Annotated in this window: 18 protein-coding genes, 1 tRNA gene and 1 pseudogene; 15 read left to right on the top strand and 5 right to left on the bottom strand. The window is 63.2% G+C overall.

Translation table 11 applies throughout. The features are described 5' to 3' along the window. A pseudogene (gene glgB, locus FLM21_RS17920) lies at window positions 1-2,163 on the bottom strand (1,4-alpha-glucan branching protein GlgB); the annotation flags it as partial. 193 nt (window positions 2,164-2,356) lie between these two features. Between glgB and FLM21_RS17915 the strand changes: the two are divergent. The 12 genes from FLM21_RS17915 (at window position 2,357) to FLM21_RS17860 (ending at window position 12,005) form a co-directional block, all read left to right on the top strand. Continuing rightward, window positions 2,357-3,985 (top strand): alpha-glucosidase, encoded by a 1,629-nt coding sequence (locus FLM21_RS17915; RefSeq protein ID WP_148716885.1) that lies wholly within the window; start codon window positions 2,357-2,359, stop codon window positions 3,983-3,985. A 71-nt stretch (window positions 3,986-4,056) separates the two neighbouring features. Further along, window positions 4,057-4,812: a serine O-acetyltransferase gene (gene cysE / locus FLM21_RS17910; RefSeq protein WP_148716884.1), complete on the top strand. Its 756-nt coding sequence runs from the start codon at window positions 4,057-4,059 to the stop codon at window positions 4,810-4,812. A 117-nt stretch (window positions 4,813-4,929) separates the two neighbouring features. Beyond that, the gene (gene iscR, locus FLM21_RS17905) at window positions 4,930-5,412 is read left to right on the top strand and encodes a Fe-S cluster assembly transcriptional regulator IscR (RefSeq protein ID WP_148716883.1); all 483 of its coding nucleotides are present in this window, start codon (window positions 4,930-4,932) and stop codon (window positions 5,410-5,412) included. A gap of 24 nt (window positions 5,413-5,436) precedes the next feature. Then, a complete protein-coding gene (locus tag FLM21_RS17900) occupies window positions 5,437-6,645 on the top strand; it encodes an IscS subfamily cysteine desulfurase (protein WP_148716882.1) in 1,209 nt (402 codons plus the stop codon). 62 nt (window positions 6,646-6,707) lie between these two features. Then, window positions 6,708-7,088 carry a Fe-S cluster assembly scaffold IscU gene (gene iscU / locus FLM21_RS17895; RefSeq protein ID WP_148716881.1) on the top strand — a complete coding sequence of 127 codons (381 nt, stop codon included), beginning with the start codon at window positions 6,708-6,710 and terminating at the stop codon, window positions 7,086-7,088. Between the two features lie 50 nt (window positions 7,089-7,138). Then, window positions 7,139-7,462 (top strand): iron-sulfur cluster assembly protein IscA, encoded by a 324-nt coding sequence (iscA, locus tag FLM21_RS17890; RefSeq protein WP_148716880.1) that lies wholly within the window; start codon window positions 7,139-7,141, stop codon window positions 7,460-7,462. 17 nt (window positions 7,463-7,479) lie between these two features. Continuing rightward, complete coding sequence (gene hscB / locus FLM21_RS17885) at window positions 7,480-8,013, top strand: Fe-S protein assembly co-chaperone HscB (protein ID WP_373281781.1); 534 nt, start codon at window positions 7,480-7,482, stop codon at window positions 8,011-8,013. 41 nt (window positions 8,014-8,054) lie between these two features. Beyond that, window positions 8,055-9,908, top strand: coding sequence for a Fe-S protein assembly chaperone HscA (gene hscA, locus FLM21_RS17880; protein ID WP_148716879.1), 1,854 nt, complete (start codon window positions 8,055-8,057; stop codon window positions 9,906-9,908). Further along, window positions 9,908-10,246, top strand: coding sequence for an ISC system 2Fe-2S type ferredoxin (fdx, locus tag FLM21_RS17875; RefSeq protein ID WP_148716878.1), 339 nt, complete (start codon window positions 9,908-9,910; stop codon window positions 10,244-10,246). Before hscA ends, fdx begins: the two co-directional genes overlap by 1 nt. Next, entirely contained in the window at window positions 10,247-10,717 is a 471-nt protein-coding gene (locus FLM21_RS17870) for a YbaK/EbsC family protein (RefSeq protein ID WP_148716877.1), read from the top strand. 3 nt (window positions 10,718-10,720) lie between these two features. Next, window positions 10,721-10,915 (top strand): Fe-S cluster assembly protein IscX, encoded by a 195-nt coding sequence (iscX, locus tag FLM21_RS17865; RefSeq protein ID WP_148716876.1) that lies wholly within the window; start codon window positions 10,721-10,723, stop codon window positions 10,913-10,915. A 52-nt stretch (window positions 10,916-10,967) separates the two neighbouring features. Continuing rightward, window positions 10,968-12,005 (top strand): HD-GYP domain-containing protein, encoded by a 1,038-nt coding sequence (locus FLM21_RS17860; protein WP_148716875.1) that lies wholly within the window; start codon window positions 10,968-10,970, stop codon window positions 12,003-12,005. Here FLM21_RS17860 and FLM21_RS17855 read toward each other — a convergent pair. Then, window positions 12,002-12,514 (bottom strand): CREC-EF hand family protein, encoded by a 513-nt coding sequence (locus tag FLM21_RS17855; protein WP_187359973.1) that lies wholly within the window; start codon window positions 12,512-12,514, stop codon window positions 12,002-12,004. The two genes, FLM21_RS17860 and FLM21_RS17855, sit on opposite strands and share 4 nt — an antisense overlap. 100 nt (window positions 12,515-12,614) lie before the next feature. Between FLM21_RS17855 and FLM21_RS17850 the strand changes: the two genes are divergently transcribed. From FLM21_RS17850 to FLM21_RS17840, 3 genes are all read left to right on the top strand, one after another. Beyond that, window positions 12,615-12,926, top strand: a complete 312-nt coding sequence (locus FLM21_RS17850; RefSeq protein ID WP_148716873.1) for a DUF2322 family protein — start codon at window positions 12,615-12,617, stop codon at window positions 12,924-12,926. A 55-nt stretch (window positions 12,927-12,981) separates the two neighbouring features. Further along, window positions 12,982-13,057 (top strand) — tRNA-Thr (locus FLM21_RS17845). Between the two features lie 986 nt (window positions 13,058-14,043). Continuing rightward, entirely contained in the window at window positions 14,044-14,280 is a 237-nt protein-coding gene (locus FLM21_RS17840; RefSeq protein ID WP_148716872.1) for a hypothetical protein, read from the top strand. 37 nt (window positions 14,281-14,317) lie between these two features. On the opposite strand, the gene FLM21_RS17835 is transcribed toward FLM21_RS17840, so the two are convergent. The 3 genes from FLM21_RS17835 to FLM21_RS17825 form a co-directional block, all read right to left on the bottom strand. Continuing rightward, entirely contained in the window at window positions 14,318-14,512 is a 195-nt protein-coding gene (locus FLM21_RS17835; RefSeq protein WP_148716871.1) for a hypothetical protein, read from the bottom strand. 13 nt (window positions 14,513-14,525) lie between these two features. Beyond that, the gene (locus FLM21_RS17830; protein ID WP_148716870.1) at window positions 14,526-15,011 is read right to left on the bottom strand and encodes a hypothetical protein; all 486 of its coding nucleotides are present in this window, start codon (window positions 15,009-15,011) and stop codon (window positions 14,526-14,528) included. Window positions 15,012-15,026: 15 nt separating this feature from the next. Further along, window positions 15,027-16,132, bottom strand: a protein-coding gene (locus FLM21_RS17825) for an IS3 family transposase (protein ID WP_373281780.1) whose coding sequence is annotated in 2 segments (ribosomal slippage) — window positions 15,027-15,883 and window positions 15,883-16,132 — 1,107 coding nt in all. Because the reading frame shifts where the segments join, the coding sequence is not laid out codon by codon here. Window positions 16,133-16,174: the final 42 nt, after the last annotated feature.

The following is a 16,174-nucleotide window of genomic DNA, read 5'->3' as shown; positions in this document are numbered from 1 at the left end:
TCAGCCGCGCCGCAGGTAGACGGTGGCGAGCGGCGGCACCGTCACCACAATGGAATGTGGCTGGCCCTGGGCCGGTACCGGTTCGCTGTCGCAGGCCACGTTGCCGGTGTTGCTGCCGCCGTAAAAGGTCGAGTCGGTGTTGACCAGCTCGACGTAGCGGCCGGGCTCGGGCACGCCCAAGCGATAGCCGGTGCGCGGTACCGGTGTGAAGTTGCTGACCACGATGACCGCTTCGCTGTCCGGCGCGCGGCGCAGGAAGGCGAATACCGAGTGCTCGTGATCGTCCACCGCCAGCCACTGGAAGCCGGCCGGGTCGAAGTCCTGTGCATGCAGCGCATGCTCGGTCTTGTAGTTGCGGTTCAGGTCGCGCACCAGTGCCTGCACACCGCTGTGCCACGGCCCGCCCACGGCCGGATCGAGCAAGTGCCAGTCCAGGCTGGCATCGTGGTCCCATTCGCGGCCCTGGGCGAATTCGCCGCCCATGAACAACAGCTTCTTCCCCGGGTGCGCCCACATGAAGCCGTAGTAGGCACGCAGGTTGGCAAACTGCTGCCAGGTGTCGCCGGGCATGCGCGACAGCAGGGAGCCCTTGCCGTGTACCACTTCGTCGTGCGACAGCGGCAGCACGAAGTTCTCGCTGTAGGCATAGGCCATGCCGAAGGTCATCTGGTTGTGGTGGTAGCGCCGATGCACCGGGTCTTTCTGCATATAGCCCAGCGTGTCGTGCATCCAGCCCATGTTCCACTTGTAGTGAAAGCCGAGGCCACCCATCTCGGGCGGGCGGCTCACGCCGGGGAAGGCGGTCGATTCTTCGGCCAGCGTGATCGCTTCGCCACGCTCGACGCCGATCACCTGGTTGGCGCGACGCAGGAAGGCGATCGCTTCCAGGTTCTCGCGCCCGCCATGCTCATTGGGAACCCACTCGCCCTCCTTGCGGCTGTAGTCGCGGTAGAGCATGGAGGCCACGGCGTCGACGCGCAGGCCATCGATGCCGAAGCGCTCGATCCAGTACAGCGCGTTGCCGATCAGGAAGTTGCGCACTTCGTTGCGGCCGAAGTTGTAGATCAGCGTGTTCCAGTCCTGGTGGTAGCCCTCGCGCGGGTCGGCGTGCTCGTAGAGGTGGCTGCCGTCGAAGTAGGCGAGGCCAAACGGGTCGGACGGAAAATGGCCAGGTACCCAGTCGAGCAGCACGCCGAGCCCTGCCTCGTGCGCCTTCTCGATGAAGTAGCGGAAATCGGCCGGCGAGCCGAAGCGGCTGGTCGGTGCATAGAGTCCCAGTGGCTGGTAGCCCCAGGAACCATCAAACGGATGCTCGCTAATCGGCAGGAGTTCGAGGTGGGTAAAACCGAGGTCGGCGGCGTAGGGCACCAGGGTGTCGGCGAGCTCGCGATAGCTGAGCCAGCGGTTGCCGTCCTCCGGCACGCGGCGCCAGGAGCCGAGGTGCACTTCGTAGATCGAGACCGGCGCATTGAATGCATTGGCACGGCGGCGGCTATCTGACGGCGCGATCCAGTCGGGCAGGCCGGCAATCTTCGATGCAGTGCCGGGGCGCAGCTCGCCGGCGAAGGCGTAGGGGTCGGCCTTCTGGTAGATCGCGCCATGGCGATCGGCGATCTCGAACTTGTAGTTCAGCCCAGGTGGCTGGTTGGGGACGAAGATTTCCCACACACCGCAGGAGCGATGCAGTCGCATCACGTGGCGGCGGCCGTCCCACTGGTTGAAGTCGCCGACCAGCGAGACGCGACGGGCGTTTGGCGCCCACACGGCAAAGGCCACGCCACCGATGCCTTCGAGCTCGCGCCAGTGCGCACCCAGTCGCTCATAAGGGCGCAGATGCGTGCCCTCGGACAGCAGCCACAGATCCTGTTCGCCCAAGGCTGGCGGGAAGCGGTAGGGGTCCTCGTGCTCCACTTCCTCTGCGCCCCAGGTGATGGCGAGCCGGTAGGCGAAGCGATGCTTGCGGCGCGGGATGATGCCTTCGAAATAACCGCGCTCATCGTGGCGAACCAGATCGACGATGCGCTTGTCGCTTGCCGCGTCGATCACGGCGACATGCTGTGCGCCCGGCTGCAGCGTACGCACGATCTGGCGCCCGTCGTGGTCGTGCAGGCCAAGGATGGCGTAAGGGTCGGTGTGGTCGGCGCGGAACAGGGCGTCGACGGTGGCTTGGGGCAGGGTGCTGGACATCGGATAACCTGGAGCTACGGCAGTCGCGCTGCCTTGTGTTGGATTTATAGACGGCCCTGCGTCAGCACGGTTGCTGCATGGCAGCATTGCTGCCACATTGTGCATAAGAAACTTCTTTCGGAGCAAACACGTCACGCTGACGTGTTGCTTCCGTAATCCGGAGGAGAAGATGGCGAAAGCGTGGTGGCGTGGCGCGGTGATCTACCAGATCTATCCGCGCAGTTTCATGGATGCCAATGGGGACGGCGTCGGTGATCTGCCCGGTATCCTGACGCGGTTGGATTACCTGGCATCACTCAATGTCGACGCGCTGTGGATTTCGCCATTCTTCAAATCGCCGATGAAGGATTTCGGCTACGACGTCGAGGATTATTGCGACGTCGATCCGCTGTTCGGCACGCTGGCCGATTTCGATGTACTGCTCAATGCCGCCCATGCGCGCGGCCTGCGCATCATCATCGATCAAGTGCTGTCGCACACCGCCGACAGCCATCCCTGGTTCGTCGAATCGCGTGCCAGCCGCGACAATCCCATGGCGGACTGGTACGTCTGGGCCGAGGCGCGACCGGATGGCACGCCGCCGAACAACTGGCTGTCGGTGTTCGGCGGCAGCGCCTGGCAGTGGGACAGCCGGCGGCGCCAGTACTACCTGCACAACTTCCTCACCAGCCAGCCCGACCTCAACTACCACCACCCCGAAGTACAGCGCGCCATCCTCGCCAGCGTCGAATTCTGGCTCAAGCGCGGCGTTGACGGTTTCCGTTTCGATGCCTGCAACTACCACTTCCACGATCGCAAGCTACGCGACAACAAACCCGCGCTGCATGCGGACACCACCACGGTCAGCGCGGTCAATCCCTACGGCATGCAGCGCCATCGCTACGACAAGTCGCGCCCGGAGAACCTCAAGTTCCTGAAGAAGCTGCGCAAGCTGCTCGACCGCTATGGCGCGGCCAGTGTCGGCGAGGTGGGCGACGATGATTCGCTGACGCGCATGGCCGAATACACCAGCGATGGCGATATGCTGCACCAGGCCTACAGCTTCAACCTGCTGACCGAGGAGTTCTCCGCCGCGCATATCCGACGCCAGGTCGAGGAGATGGACGCCGCGCTGGCGCGGCATGACGTACCCGGCTGGGCCTGCTGGTCCATCGGCAATCACGACGTGGCACGCGTGGCCAGTCGCTGGGGCAAGGGCACCGGCGGCGCGCAATTCGCCAAGCTGATGCAGGTGCTGGTCACCACGCTGCGCGGTTCGGCCTGCCTGTATCAAGGGGACGAGCTCGGCCTGCCGGAGGCGGATATTCCTTATGAATTGCTGCAGGACCCGTACGGCAAGGCGTTCTGGCCCGATTTCAAGGGGCGCGACGGCTGCCGCACCCCGATGCCCTGGCAGCAGACCGCAGCGGCCGGGGGCTTCACCACCGGCGCGCCCTGGCTGCCGGTGCCACCGGAGCATCTGGCGCTGGCGGTCGATACTCAGGACAAGCCACGGGCCTCCGTGCTGAACTTCACCCGGCGCTTCCTCGCCTGGCGCCGCCGCCATCCCCAGCTGATCGAAGGGGCGATCGATTTCCTCAAGGCGCCGGAGCCGATCCTGCTGTTCACTCGCGGCAAGGGCAGGGATCAACTGCTGCTGGCGTTCAATCTCAGTGGCACTGCGCAGACGCTGAAACTTCCCAAGGCCTGGCGCGAGGTGCGCGCCCTCGATGGCCATGGCCTCACCGGCGCGGCGGTGACGGCGGGCATGCTGCAATTACAGCCGTGGGGCGGCTACATCGGAGCGCTGACGGCCTGAGCTCAGACGCTTACACGCCGGGCGAAACTTGAGTAAAATACTCGACTTTCCCCGCCACCCCGAGTGCCCCCATGCTCGACCGCCTGCGTGAAAACCTGCGCGTGGTCTTCGACCGCGATCCCGCCGCCCGTACCGTGTGGGAAGTGGTCACCTGTTACCCGGGGTTCCATGCGCTGACGCTGCACATCGTGGCGCACGGCTTGTGGACGCGTGACTGCAAGTGGCTGGCGCGGCTGGTGTCGCACGTTGGCCGCTTCCTCACCGGCATCGAGGTCCATCCAGGGGCCACCATCGGCCGCCGCGTGTTCATCGACCATGGCATGGGCACGGTGATTGGCGAGCACACGGTGATTGGCGACGATTGCACGTTGTATCAGGGTGTCACGCTTGGTGGCCTGGGCCTTGCCAGCAAGCCGGGCAAGCGTCACCCGACACTGGGTCAGGGCGTGGTCGTCGGCGCTGGTGCCAAGGTGATCGGCCCGATCGAGATCGGCGAGGGCGCCAAGATCGGCCCGAACGCGGTGGTGATCAAGGATGTGCCGGCCGGCGCGGTGATGGTGGCCAACCTGGCTCGCCAGGTCGACAAGCGTGATCGCGAGCGCGAGGAGAAGGCCGAGCAACTGGGCTTCTCCGCTTATGGCATCTCCAGCGACATGAACGATCCGGTGGTGAAGGCCATCCACGGCCTGCTCGACCATACCGTGATCACCGACCAGAAGGTCGAGGCCATCCTGAAGAAGCTGGAGCAGCTGGGCGTCGACTGCGCCGAGGAACGCGCGGCAGGTGATCGCTTCGATCCGGGCTACCTGAACAAGATTGTCGATTGAAGCCGGTTCGGCACTAAAAACCCGACTGAACGAGTCGGGTTTTTAGTTGACTAAAACAGTGGGTTATTGCTACCATTCGCCCGAACTGAACACCGAACCGAGAGAGCCCGAACCGCGATGCGCCTGACCACCAAAGGTCGTTTTGCCGTTACTGCGATGCTGGATCTTGCGCTGCGCCAGGCAGGTGGTCCCGTCACGCTGGCCGGCATCAGCGAGCGCCAGCACATCTCGCTGTCCTACCTGGAGCAGCTGTTCGGCAAGCTGCGTCGACGCGAGCTGGTGGACAGCGTGCGCGGCCCAGGCGGCGGCTACTGTCTGGCGCGGCCAGCGGCGGAGATCACCGTGGCGGCCATCATCTGTGCGGTGGACGAGCCGCTCGATGCCACACAGTGCGGCGGCAAGGAAAACTGTCTGGACGACAAGCGCTGCATGACGCACGACCTGTGGGCCAGCCTCAATCGCACCATTTACGACTACCTGTCCGGCATCACGCTGGCGCAGTTGATCGACGAGCAGCACGAAAAACAGCGCCGCAAGACCGAATGCGTGCTGATCGATCAACGCCACAAGGAATTGACGGGCGCGGCCCCCTCGCTTTGACCGGCCGCCACACCTGGAGCTGAAATGAATACCCCGATCTACCTCGACTATTCCGCGACCACCCCGGTCGACCCGCGCGTGGCGCAGGCGATGATCCCCTGGCTGACCGAGCACTTCGGCAATCCGGCCAGTCGCTCGCACGCCTACGGCTGGGAGGCGGAGGGCGCTGTCGAGGAGGCGCGCGAGGAAGTGGCCAAGTTGCTGAACTGCGACCCGAAGGAGATCGTCTGGACCTCGGGCGCCACTGAATCGAACAACCTGGCCTTGAAGGGCGCAGCCCATTTCTACAAGGACAAGGGCAAGCACGTCATCACCGTGAAGACCGAGCACAAGGCCGTGCTCGATACCACGCGTGAGTTGGAACGCGAAGGTTTCGAGGTCACCTACCTTGGCGTGCAGGACAACGGCCTGATCAGCCTCGACGACCTGAAGGCCGCCATCCGCCCGGATACCATCGTGGTCTCGGTGATGTTCGTGAACAACGAGATCGGCGTGATTCAGGACATCCCGGCCATCGGCGAGCTGTGCCGCGAGAAGGGCATCATCTTCCACGTCGATGCCGCCCAAGCCACCGGCAAGGTGGCAATCGATCTTGCCGCGCTGAAGGTCGACCTGTTGAGCCTGTCGGCGCACAAGACCTACGGCCCCAAGGGCATCGGTGCGCTGTACATCCGCCGCAAGCCGCGGGTGCGGCTGGAGGCACAGATGCACGGCGGCGGCCACGAGCGCGGTTTCCGCTCGGGCACGCTGGCCACCCACCAGATCGTCGGCATGGGAACGGCTTACAAGATCGCCCGCGAGGAAATGGGCACAGAGCTTGAGCGCATCCGCATGCTGCGCGATCGCCTGTGGGCCGGTATCAGCGATATCGAGGAAGTCCACCTGAACGGCGACATGGATCGCCGCGTGCCGCACAACCTCAATGTGAGTTTCAACTTCGTCGAGGGTGAAAGCCTGATCATGGCGCTGAAGGAACTGGCGGTGTCGAGCGGCTCGGCCTGTACTTCCGCCTCGCTGGAACCTTCCTATGTGCTGCGTGCGCTGGGCCGCAGCGATGAACTGGCGCACAGCTCCATCCGCTTCACCATCGGCCGCTTCACCACGGTCGAGGACATCGATTTCACCATCAAGCTGATCCACGACAAGATCGGCAAGCTGCGCGAATTGTCGCCGCTGTGGGAAATGTACAAGGACGGCATCGATCTCAGCACCATCGAGTGGGCCGCCCACTAAGCGCACCGCGCACAGGCAGGATAGACCGCGGGGTGTCCCGCAAGGAATCGGAGGTACAGCAAATGGCATACAGCGAAAAGGTTCTCGACCATTACGAGCATCCCCGTAACGTCGGCTCGTTCGAGAAGGGCGACGACAGCGTCGGCACCGGCATGGTCGGTGCACCGGCCTGTGGCGACGTGATGAAACTGCAGATCAAGGTCGGCGCCGGTGGCGTGATCGAAGACGCCAAGTTCAAGACCTACGGCTGTGGTTCAGCCATCGCCTCGTCGTCGCTGATCACCGAGTGGGTGAAGGGCAAGACGCTGGACGAAGCACTGGCAATCAAGAACACCCAGATTGCCGAAGAGTTGGCGCTGCCGCCGGTGAAGATCCACTGCTCGATCCTCGCCGAAGACGCGATCAAGGCCGCCGTGGCGGACTACAAGAAGAAGCACGACTAACACCAGCCGGTCGGCAGGTACAGCCTGCCGCCGCCGCAAGGAGCAACTTCATGGCATTGACTTTGAGCGAACGCGCCGCCAACCACGTGGCCGGCTTCCTGGCCCGGCGTGGCAAGGGCCTGGGCGTGCGGCTCGGGGTGAAGACCTCGGGCTGCTCGGGCATGGCGTACAAGCTGGAATTCGTCGACCAGGAAGGCGATGGCGACGTCGTATTCGAAAGCCATGGCGTCAAGATCTTCACCGATGCCAAGAGCCTGCCCTATATCGATGGCACCGAGCTCGACTACGCCAAGGAAGGGTTGAACGAAGGATTCAGGTTCAACAACCCCAACGTCAAGAATGAATGCGGTTGTGGTGAGAGCTTCGGCGTGTGACGCAGTCGCCGCGACCCATGATGCGCTTCGACTTCTCCCGCTCCCACTTCGATCTGTTCGCCCAGCCCGAGCTGTTCGCCATCGACCGCGCCGCGCTCGACGCGCGCTACCGTGAGCTGCAGGCGCAATACCATCCCGACCGCTACGCCAGCGCATCTGACGCCGAAAAGCGGCTTGCGCTGCAGATCGCCACGCGCATCAACGAGGCCTACCAGACGCTGAAGTCGCCGCTGGCCCGGGCGCGCTACCTGCTGCAGCTCGTCGGTGTCGACACCCAGGAAGAAACCAACACGGCGATGCCGATGGATTTCCTGATGAGCCAGATGGAATGGCGCGAGGCCATCGCCGAGGCCAAGGCCAGCCAGAACGTCGAGGCGCTGGAACGGCTCGGTGCCGAGCTGCGCGGCGAAACGGCAGCGCTGGAAGCTGAGCTTGGTGGTCTGCTCGATCGCGGTGACAACGACGCGGCCGCAGTGGCGGTGCGCAAGCTGCGCTTCATGGAAAAGCTCGACGCCGAAGTCGGCGATGCCATCGAAGCCGCGCTGTTTTGATCCCTAGCTGAAATCCGGGCACAAGCCCGATCCCGAACTCCATGGCCTTTCTGCAGATTTCCGAACCCGGCATGAGCGCCGCGCCGCACCAGCACCGGCTGGCGGTCGGCATTGATCTCGGGACCACCAATTCGCTGGTTGCCACCGTGCGCAGTGGCAGCGCCGTATGCCTGCCGGACCATCACGGCCGCACGCTGCTGCCTTCGGTGGTGCACTACACCGCCGACAAGATCGTCGTCGGCCACGAGGCGCAGGCCAGGCAGAACCAGGACCCGGCCAATACCGTGGTCTCGGTCAAACGTTTCATGGGGCGTGGCCTTGCCGATGTGGCCGACGCCGCCACGCCGTACCGCTTTGTCGATGAGCCGGGCATGCTCAAACTCGTCACCGCCGCTGGCGTGAAGAGCCCGGTACAGGTCTCCGCCGACATCCTGCGTGCGCTGAAGACGCGAGCCGAGGAAAGCCTGGGTGGCGAGCTGGCGGGCGCAGTCATTACCGTGCCGGCCTATTTCGACGACGCGCAGCGCCAGGCCACCAAGGACGCGGCGCAGCTTGCCGGCCTCAATGTTTTGCGGCTGCTGAACGAGCCCACCGCTGCGGCGATCGCCTATGGCCTCGACAACGCGGCCGAAGGCACTTACGTCATCTATGACCTCGGTGGTGGCACTTTCGACGTCTCCATTCTTGAGCTGACCCGCGGCGTGTTCGAAGTGCGCGCCACGGCCGGCGATTCGCAGCTGGGCGGCGACGATTTCGATCATCGCGTGTATTGCTGGATTCTCGAGCAGGCGGGCTTGTCGCAACTGTCCGAGCGCGATACCCGGCTGTTGCTGACCCGCGCCCGCGAAGCCAAGGAAGCACTGACCGAGCACGACCACACCCGCATCACCGCCAAGCTGACCAATGATATGGTGATCGATCTGGAACTGTCGGCCGAGACTTTCCAAGCCATCACTGCCCACTTGGTGCAAAAGACCATCAACCCGGTGCGCCGCGCGCTGCGCGATGCACGGCTCACCGTGAGCGACGTGAAGGGCGTGGTGCTGGTCGGTGGCGCCACCCGCATGCCGCATGTGCGCCGCGCGGTGGGCGAGCTGTTTGGTCAGCCGCCGCTGACCAATCTCGACCCGGACAAGGTGGTGGCGCTGGGCGCTGCCATGCAGGCCAATGTGCTGGCCGGCAACAAGGGTGACGATGAGTGGCTGCTGCTCGATGTGATCCCGCTGTCGCTCGGGCTGGAAACCATGGGCGGCCTGGTCGAGAAGATCATTCCGCGCAACAGCACCATCCCCACCGCGCGTGCGCAGGATTTCACCACCTTCAAGGATGGCCAGACTGCAATGGCGGTGCATGTGCTGCAGGGCGAGCGCGAGCTGGTCACCGATTGCCGCTCACTGGCGCGCTTCGAGCTGCGTGGCATCCCGCCGATGGTGGCGGGCGCAGCGCGCATCCGCGTCACCTTCCAGGTCGATGCCGATGGCTTGTTATCGGTGTCGGCCCGTGAGCAGAGCACCGGTACCGAGGCCAGCATCACCGTCAAGCCGAGCTATGGTCTGTCCGACGAAGAAATCGGCCGCATGCTGCAGGATTCGATACGCCATGCGGGCGACGATATGGAAGCGCGCAAGCTCGCCGAGGCGCGGGTCGAAGCCGAGGCATTGATCGCGGCTACGCAGGCGGCGCTTGCCAGCGATGGCGATCTGCTGAGCCCAGCAGAGCGCAGCGCCGTTGATGACCAGATCGAGCGCCTGACCGCGGCCATGGCCGGCCACGATGCAGATGTGCTGCGCGAGCTGACCGATGCGCTCAACCACGCCACCCAGGAATTTGCCGCCCGCCGCATGGACCGTGCGGTCCAGCAGGGCCTGACCGGCCACAAGATCGAGGAACTGTAATGACCCAGATCATCGTCCTGCCCCATGCCGACCTGTGCCCCGAGGGCGCGGTACTGGATGTGGAGCCGGGTACCACCATCTGCGATGCGCTGCTCGAACACGACATCGAGATCGAGCATGCCTGCGAGAAATCCTGTGCCTGCACCACTTGCCACGTCATCGTGCGCGAGGGTTTCTCCAGCCTGAACGAGGCCGAGGAGACCGAGGAAGACCTGCTCGACAAGGCCTGGGGCCTGACCTCGGTGTCGCGGCTGTCGTGCCAGGCCGTGGTGGCGGAAACCGACCTTACCGTCGAGCTGCCCAAATACACGATCAACCACGCCCGCGAGCATCACTAGATGAGCGAGAGCCAGGTCCGCGTGACTGCTGCGCTGGCGGCGGCTGGCGTCTTCGCGGAGATCCGCAGCTTCGCCGAGTCGACCCGCACCTCGCAGGAGGCAGCCGACGCCATCGGCTGCACGGTGGCGCAGATCGCTAAATCGGTGATCCTCAAGGCCAAGCAGAGTGAGCGCCATGTGCTGGTGGTGACAAGCGGCGCCAATCGCGTGTGCGAGAAGAGTGTGGCGCTGTTGCTGGGCGAGAAGGTCGGCCGTGCCGATGCCGAGTTCGTCCGCAGCCGTACCGGTTTTGTCATTGGTGGCGTGGCGCCGCTGGCGCATGCCGAGCCCCCGATCACGCTGATCGACGAAGACCTGCTGCAGCACACCGAAGTGTGGGCTGCTGCTGGCACGCCGCACAGCGTGTTCCGCATCCAGCCCCAGCAACTCGTCGCTTTGACTGCTGGCCGTGTCGCCAGCGTCAAGGAGTAAACCATGAAGTGGACCGACAGCCGCGAGATCGCGATTGCACTCGCCGACACCCATCCGGACATCGACCCGCTCAAGGTCAATTTCGTCGACCTGCGCAACTGGGTCATGGCCTTGCCCGGTTTTGACGACGATCCCAAGCACTGTGGCGAGAAGATCCTCGAAGCAATCCAGATGACCTGGATCGACGAAGCCGACTGAGTCGGCAGTTCAACCGACGGGTTCGCCGCAATTGACCAGATGCTGACATCTGGTGCATAACGGCGTCATCTCCACGCCAGCCAAGTTCCACCCGATGGATGCCAGCCCGATCGAGAATCTCGCCGAACCGGCGCAGTTGACTGCAGGCCGCCTGGTGCGCCAATCGCGCACCGCGCTGGCGGCTGCATTGGTGGCGGCGCTCGATGAATCGGCCAGCACGCTGGGCTTCGTCGCTCGCATCGGCCAGGTGGTCGAGGCCATCCAGGCCGCGTGTGATCGCCATCCGGATCTGGCGATTGCCATGATCCTGCTCAGCCAGGAAGAGCCCTACGGCGTGCGCCATGCCGCCGATGTGGCCGTGGTGGTCGAATTGGCGCTACGACGGCTGGGCTATTCGTCCACCGACCGGCGCTCCGTGGTGGCGGCTGCGCTGACGATGAACCTGGGCATGCTCACGCTGCAGGACAGGCTGGCGGCGCAGGATACCCCACCGACCCCGGAGCAGCGCCAGGAGATCCAGCTGCATCCGCAACGCGGTCGCGACATGCTGCGCATGCTTGGTGTCGCCGATGCGCTATGGCTCGATTGCGTGCTGCAGCACCACGAGGCACCCGACGGCAGCGGCTACCCCAACAAGCTGTCCGGTACCGCCATCCGATTCGAGGCGCGGCTGATCGGCCTTGCTGACCGCTACTGCGCACTGCTGACGCAGAGCGCCTGGCGGAACGCACAACGGCCCGACATCGCCCTGCAGCAGACGCTCTCGGGCGATATCGACAGCAAGCTGGGGCGCCTGCTCACCCAGACGCTGGGCATCTATCCGCCCGGCTCGGTGGTGCAGTTGCTCAACGGGGAAATCGGCGTGGTGAAGCGGCCGGGTCAGCTGGAAAGTGCCCCGCTGGTAATGACCTTGTTCGATGCCCAGGGGCGCATCCTCAATCGCCGCCACGAGCGCGACACCCGCGCCGAGGAACACACGGTCACCGGCGTGCTTGACGCCTACAAGGTGGCGCAGTTCTTCCGCTTGACCGAGGTATGGCAGGACGAAGCCGTCGGCGCGCAGCTCGGCGGCTCGTCTGCTCGGGGTTAGCCAGCCGGCTTGGCCTTGCGTGCCGCCTTGAATTCCTCGGCAGTCACCACGCCGTTGTGGTCGGCATCGAGTGCATCGAAGCGCGCTTCGGCCTGACGGACGAAATCGGCGCGGTTGACGTCACCTTGCGGCCATTGCCCCTTGAAGCCGACGTGCCGGCCATGATGTGCCGGGCGGCCGGCGTGGCGCTCTGCGCCGGTCAGTACGCCGTTCTTGTCGGCATCCAGCTTTTGGAAGCGTGTCTTGGCGGCATCGAGGTACTGCGCCTCGGTCTGGTCCGGCAGCGGCTGATGCGCGGTGCGCTTGGTTTCCCAGGCGCTCTTACGCTCGGCTTCGGTGACGATGCCGTTCTTGTCAGCATCGAGCGCGGCGAAGCGCTCCTCGGCATGGCGCACGAAATCGGCGCGGTTCATCTCTTTCGGCAACGGCTGCTTCCAGCTACCATCGGCCGCCCAGACTGCGCCCACAGCGCAGCTCGCTGCCAGCAGGGTGATCGTCCAGCGTTTCATCGGTTTCTCCATTGAGTGATCGGTATTGCCCGGGCAGGTCATCAACGCCTTGCCAGGCACGCGGGTTGACACCGAATTGCACACCGTCATGAGAACAGCGATGAACTTTGCCGAAACCCTGGCCACCCTGCCCACCGTCGATCACCTTGCCGCGCTCGAGCTGCTGGATGGCGACACCATCGTGGCCCGTATCGAGAACAAACCCGGCCAAGCCGGCAGCCTGAGGCTCTACCATGCGCTGTTCCAGGAATTCGGTGCCATCGACGCTATTGCGGCTGATCGCGGCTTGGTGCTGTACCGCGAGCACACTGCCGACGCGCTCACCCATCCCGGCAAGCATCCGAACATCGATCGCCTTTCCGCGATCAAGGCCGAAGGCAAGGCGCTGGCCATCCGCCTGATTGCTGCGTGAGCCATGCCGATGGCGGTTGTCTGCCGCGCGGCGCTGACGTAGAATGCGGCGCTTCGCCGGTGTAGCTCAGTTGGTAGAGCACCTGACTTGTAATCAGGGGGTCGCGAGTTCGATTCCTGCCGCCGGCACCAAGACACCGTTAGATATCAATGACTTAATCGGTATCTGGCGTAAAATTGGCGTAGTGAAGAAAAAACGCAGACTTCGGTCTGCGTTTTTTTTCGCCGACGCAGATGGTGGGAGCTCGCTTCCGAGTTACTGGCGCTTCACCCTCGTGTAGCGACCCAGACCGTTCGTAGGCTTTTGGTCTACCTCCCGCGGCACCCATAGCCCCTCCCGCTGGTACAGCACCAGGTAGGTCACTTCGCTTAGGCAACGCATCATCAAGCAGCCCATAGCGAGCCCCGTGCCCATGCGGAAACTGTGCGTCACCCTACCGTGTTCGATCTCGATCAGCTCTGCGCGGATGGCTTGGCCATGGGGCTCAAGGCGCATGTGCTCGCCCGCCCGGAGTGCATCGCCATCTAGCCAGGCGCGTGCGGGGGCGTTGCGACCCGATAAACGGTAGTGTCAACTAGTGCTCTTCACCCTAGATAACGCCAAATCACTCGAAATGCATGGAATTCAGCGATTTCATGATTACCAAGACTGATATTTCGATTACCGAATAATAGGCACGCTATTACCTCGTACTGCGCCCTAGTAAGTTTTGCAACTTCGCTGTTGAAAACGTCCAACGCTTTGGATACAGTCGTGTGCATCGGAGAGAAAACACACTATATGTTGTGTTCACAAACCTCCCAGCAAACCGGCTCCACGCCTCAACGATCTTTAAATTCAATAAATATTTCTGAGCTGTAAATAGCTCACAAAAAACAATGGCCAGTTCCGAAGAACTGACCATTGCGACTGCTACCTAACGATCAAGGCTGCAACCTTGATTGTTAGTGCGGACGAGGATTTTACTGGGCTTCCTCGACCGGCTTGATGACGGGACCGTCAACAGCACCACTATAACTCCAGAGTTACTACACGGCTAGATCGTGTCTTAATGATCTGTAAAAGCGGTGCAGGAAGTTAGCAGGCCAGCCCGGGGCAACCACTGGAGAAAGCCATCATGGCCAACTCTGCTGTCCCAGATGGCGCAACAGTCATCTACCGCCAGTTCATTACCGTGAACGGCAAACGCATTTATCGGGCCAACGGCCGCCCGTTTCGCATTGTGATCCGCGAGGGCACGAAGGCAAAACCGGCAACGCCAGAGAAGGACCGCCCGATGAAGGGTGATCGCAACAATGGCAAGTCGAAGCGCAAAGATGCGCCGCGCAAGCCGACGCCGCGAAAGCGCGAGTAAAAGTGAGGAAGGGCCGGGCAACCGGCCCTTTTGCATTTCAACCCTGCGGTTCGTATTCAGCCTTGCCAGTTGGCGCCTGGCCGCGAGTAACTTCCCACCAGCCATAGACCTCGCCAGCGTCGATGGACGCCCGATCCTGCGGCGGATCGTCGGCAAGCTGCTGCTCGTGGCCAGGATTGGCCACAACTTCAAACGCGAAGCGCTCGCCGTGCTCTTCGATCTCAATACGCATGCTTGTCTCCTGGTTAAAGCTGTTTGCGAGGCCGCGGAAGCCGGGTCTGCAGAATGGTGGTGCCGGTACCGAGGCCGCCGACGCTAAACAGCGATTGCGATAGGCCTGGCGCCCAAGGCATCGCTTGCGGGATCGTTCCCGGCGTAATCGAAACCGCCGCGGCGCCGAAGCCGTAGTCTGCGTCGTTGGCGCCGGGCGAATTCCAGTCCATCAGCAACAACCGCGCGCTGACGTACTCCCAAGTCACCGTGCCATCGCTGGCTTGGCCACTGGCGTGCATGGGCTTGGTGGCGCCGCTGACACCCCCGTTGACGGCGCGATAGACCGTGTTGTCCTGCGAGCCACCGCGCACCAGCTGGCCGGCGGCGTAGTTGGTACCGGTAGCCCACACCGCACCATTGTTCTGGTGCAGCATGCGGTGGATGAACCGCTGAACGCGCCCACCGCCCGCATTGATAATTCGGTACTCGGCGGTGAAGTCGACCTGACCTTCCCCCACGGAGTGAACCACTAATTAGTTAGCGATTTGCTCATGTTGGGGTTGATGGGTTTCCCAATACTGCATCGGGGTCTGGTACTGCAGGGCACTATGCGGCCGGACATGATTGTAGTCCTGTCGCCAAGATTCGATCATGGTTCGGGCTTGGGCCAGGTTGTGAAACACCAACTGGTTCAGGCACTCCTCCCTTAGTCGGCCATTGAAGCTCTCGATGAAGGCGTTCTCCACCGGTTTGCCGAGCCGGATGAATTGCAGCTTCACCCCATGGCGATGCGCCCATTCATCCAGTGCCCGACTGGTGAACTCCGGACCATTGTCGACCTGAATCAGCGCGGGCAAGCGGCCACCCAGGCGCAGTTGCTCCAGTACCCGTGCCACTCTGACACCAGAGAGTGAGTGATCCACTTCGATCCAGACGGCCTCACGATGCCAGGTGTCGATGATCGCCAGCAGGCGAATACGTCGGCCATTCCATAAACTGTCTGCCACAAAATCCATCGCCCAGCGCTGATCAGGTCCGGCTGCCAGCGGCAACACCACGCGCAAGTGACTGGGGCGTTTCTTGCGATGACGTAAACGCAACGACAAGCCTTCTTCACGGTAAAGCCGCTCCACCCGCTTGTGGTTGATACGCCAGCCTTCCCGCTGTAGCAGCACATGCAGCCGCGGCGCACCAAAGCGCCGCCGTTGTGCAGCCAGCTCACGCAGGCGTTGCCGCAATACCGCATTGGGGTCAGGCGGTGGCTGATGGCGCAGGGTATTGCGCGCGATCTGGACCAATGCACAGGCCCGCCGTTCCGAGATGCCGTGCGCCAGCATCAACTGGCGTGCAACAGTACGGCGTTGAGCGGGCCGGCTCAGTTTTTTGCCAGCACTTCCTTGAGCATCTGGATGTCGAGGGCTTGGTCAGCGACCAGCCGCTTGAGGCGATTGTTCTCGTCTTCAAGTTGTTTGAGGAGCCGTGCTTCGGGGACGTCCATGCCGCCGAATTTGGCGCGCCACTTGTAGAAAGTGGCATCCGAGATGCCGTGTTTGCGGCACAGCTCGACAGCTGGCAGACCTGCTTCGGCCTCTTTGAGGATGGCGATGATCTGTTCATCGGTAAAACGGGACTTGCGCATGCGGGCTCCTTGGCCGTCATGCTAACTAATTCTTGGTATAGC

The sequence above is a fragment of the Chitinolyticbacter meiyuanensis genome (genome assembly GCF_008033135.1).
Classification (GTDB): domain Bacteria; phylum Pseudomonadota; class Gammaproteobacteria; order Burkholderiales; family Chitinibacteraceae; genus Chitinolyticbacter; species Chitinolyticbacter meiyuanensis.
This window is presented reverse-complemented; position numbering and strand designations above follow the sequence as displayed.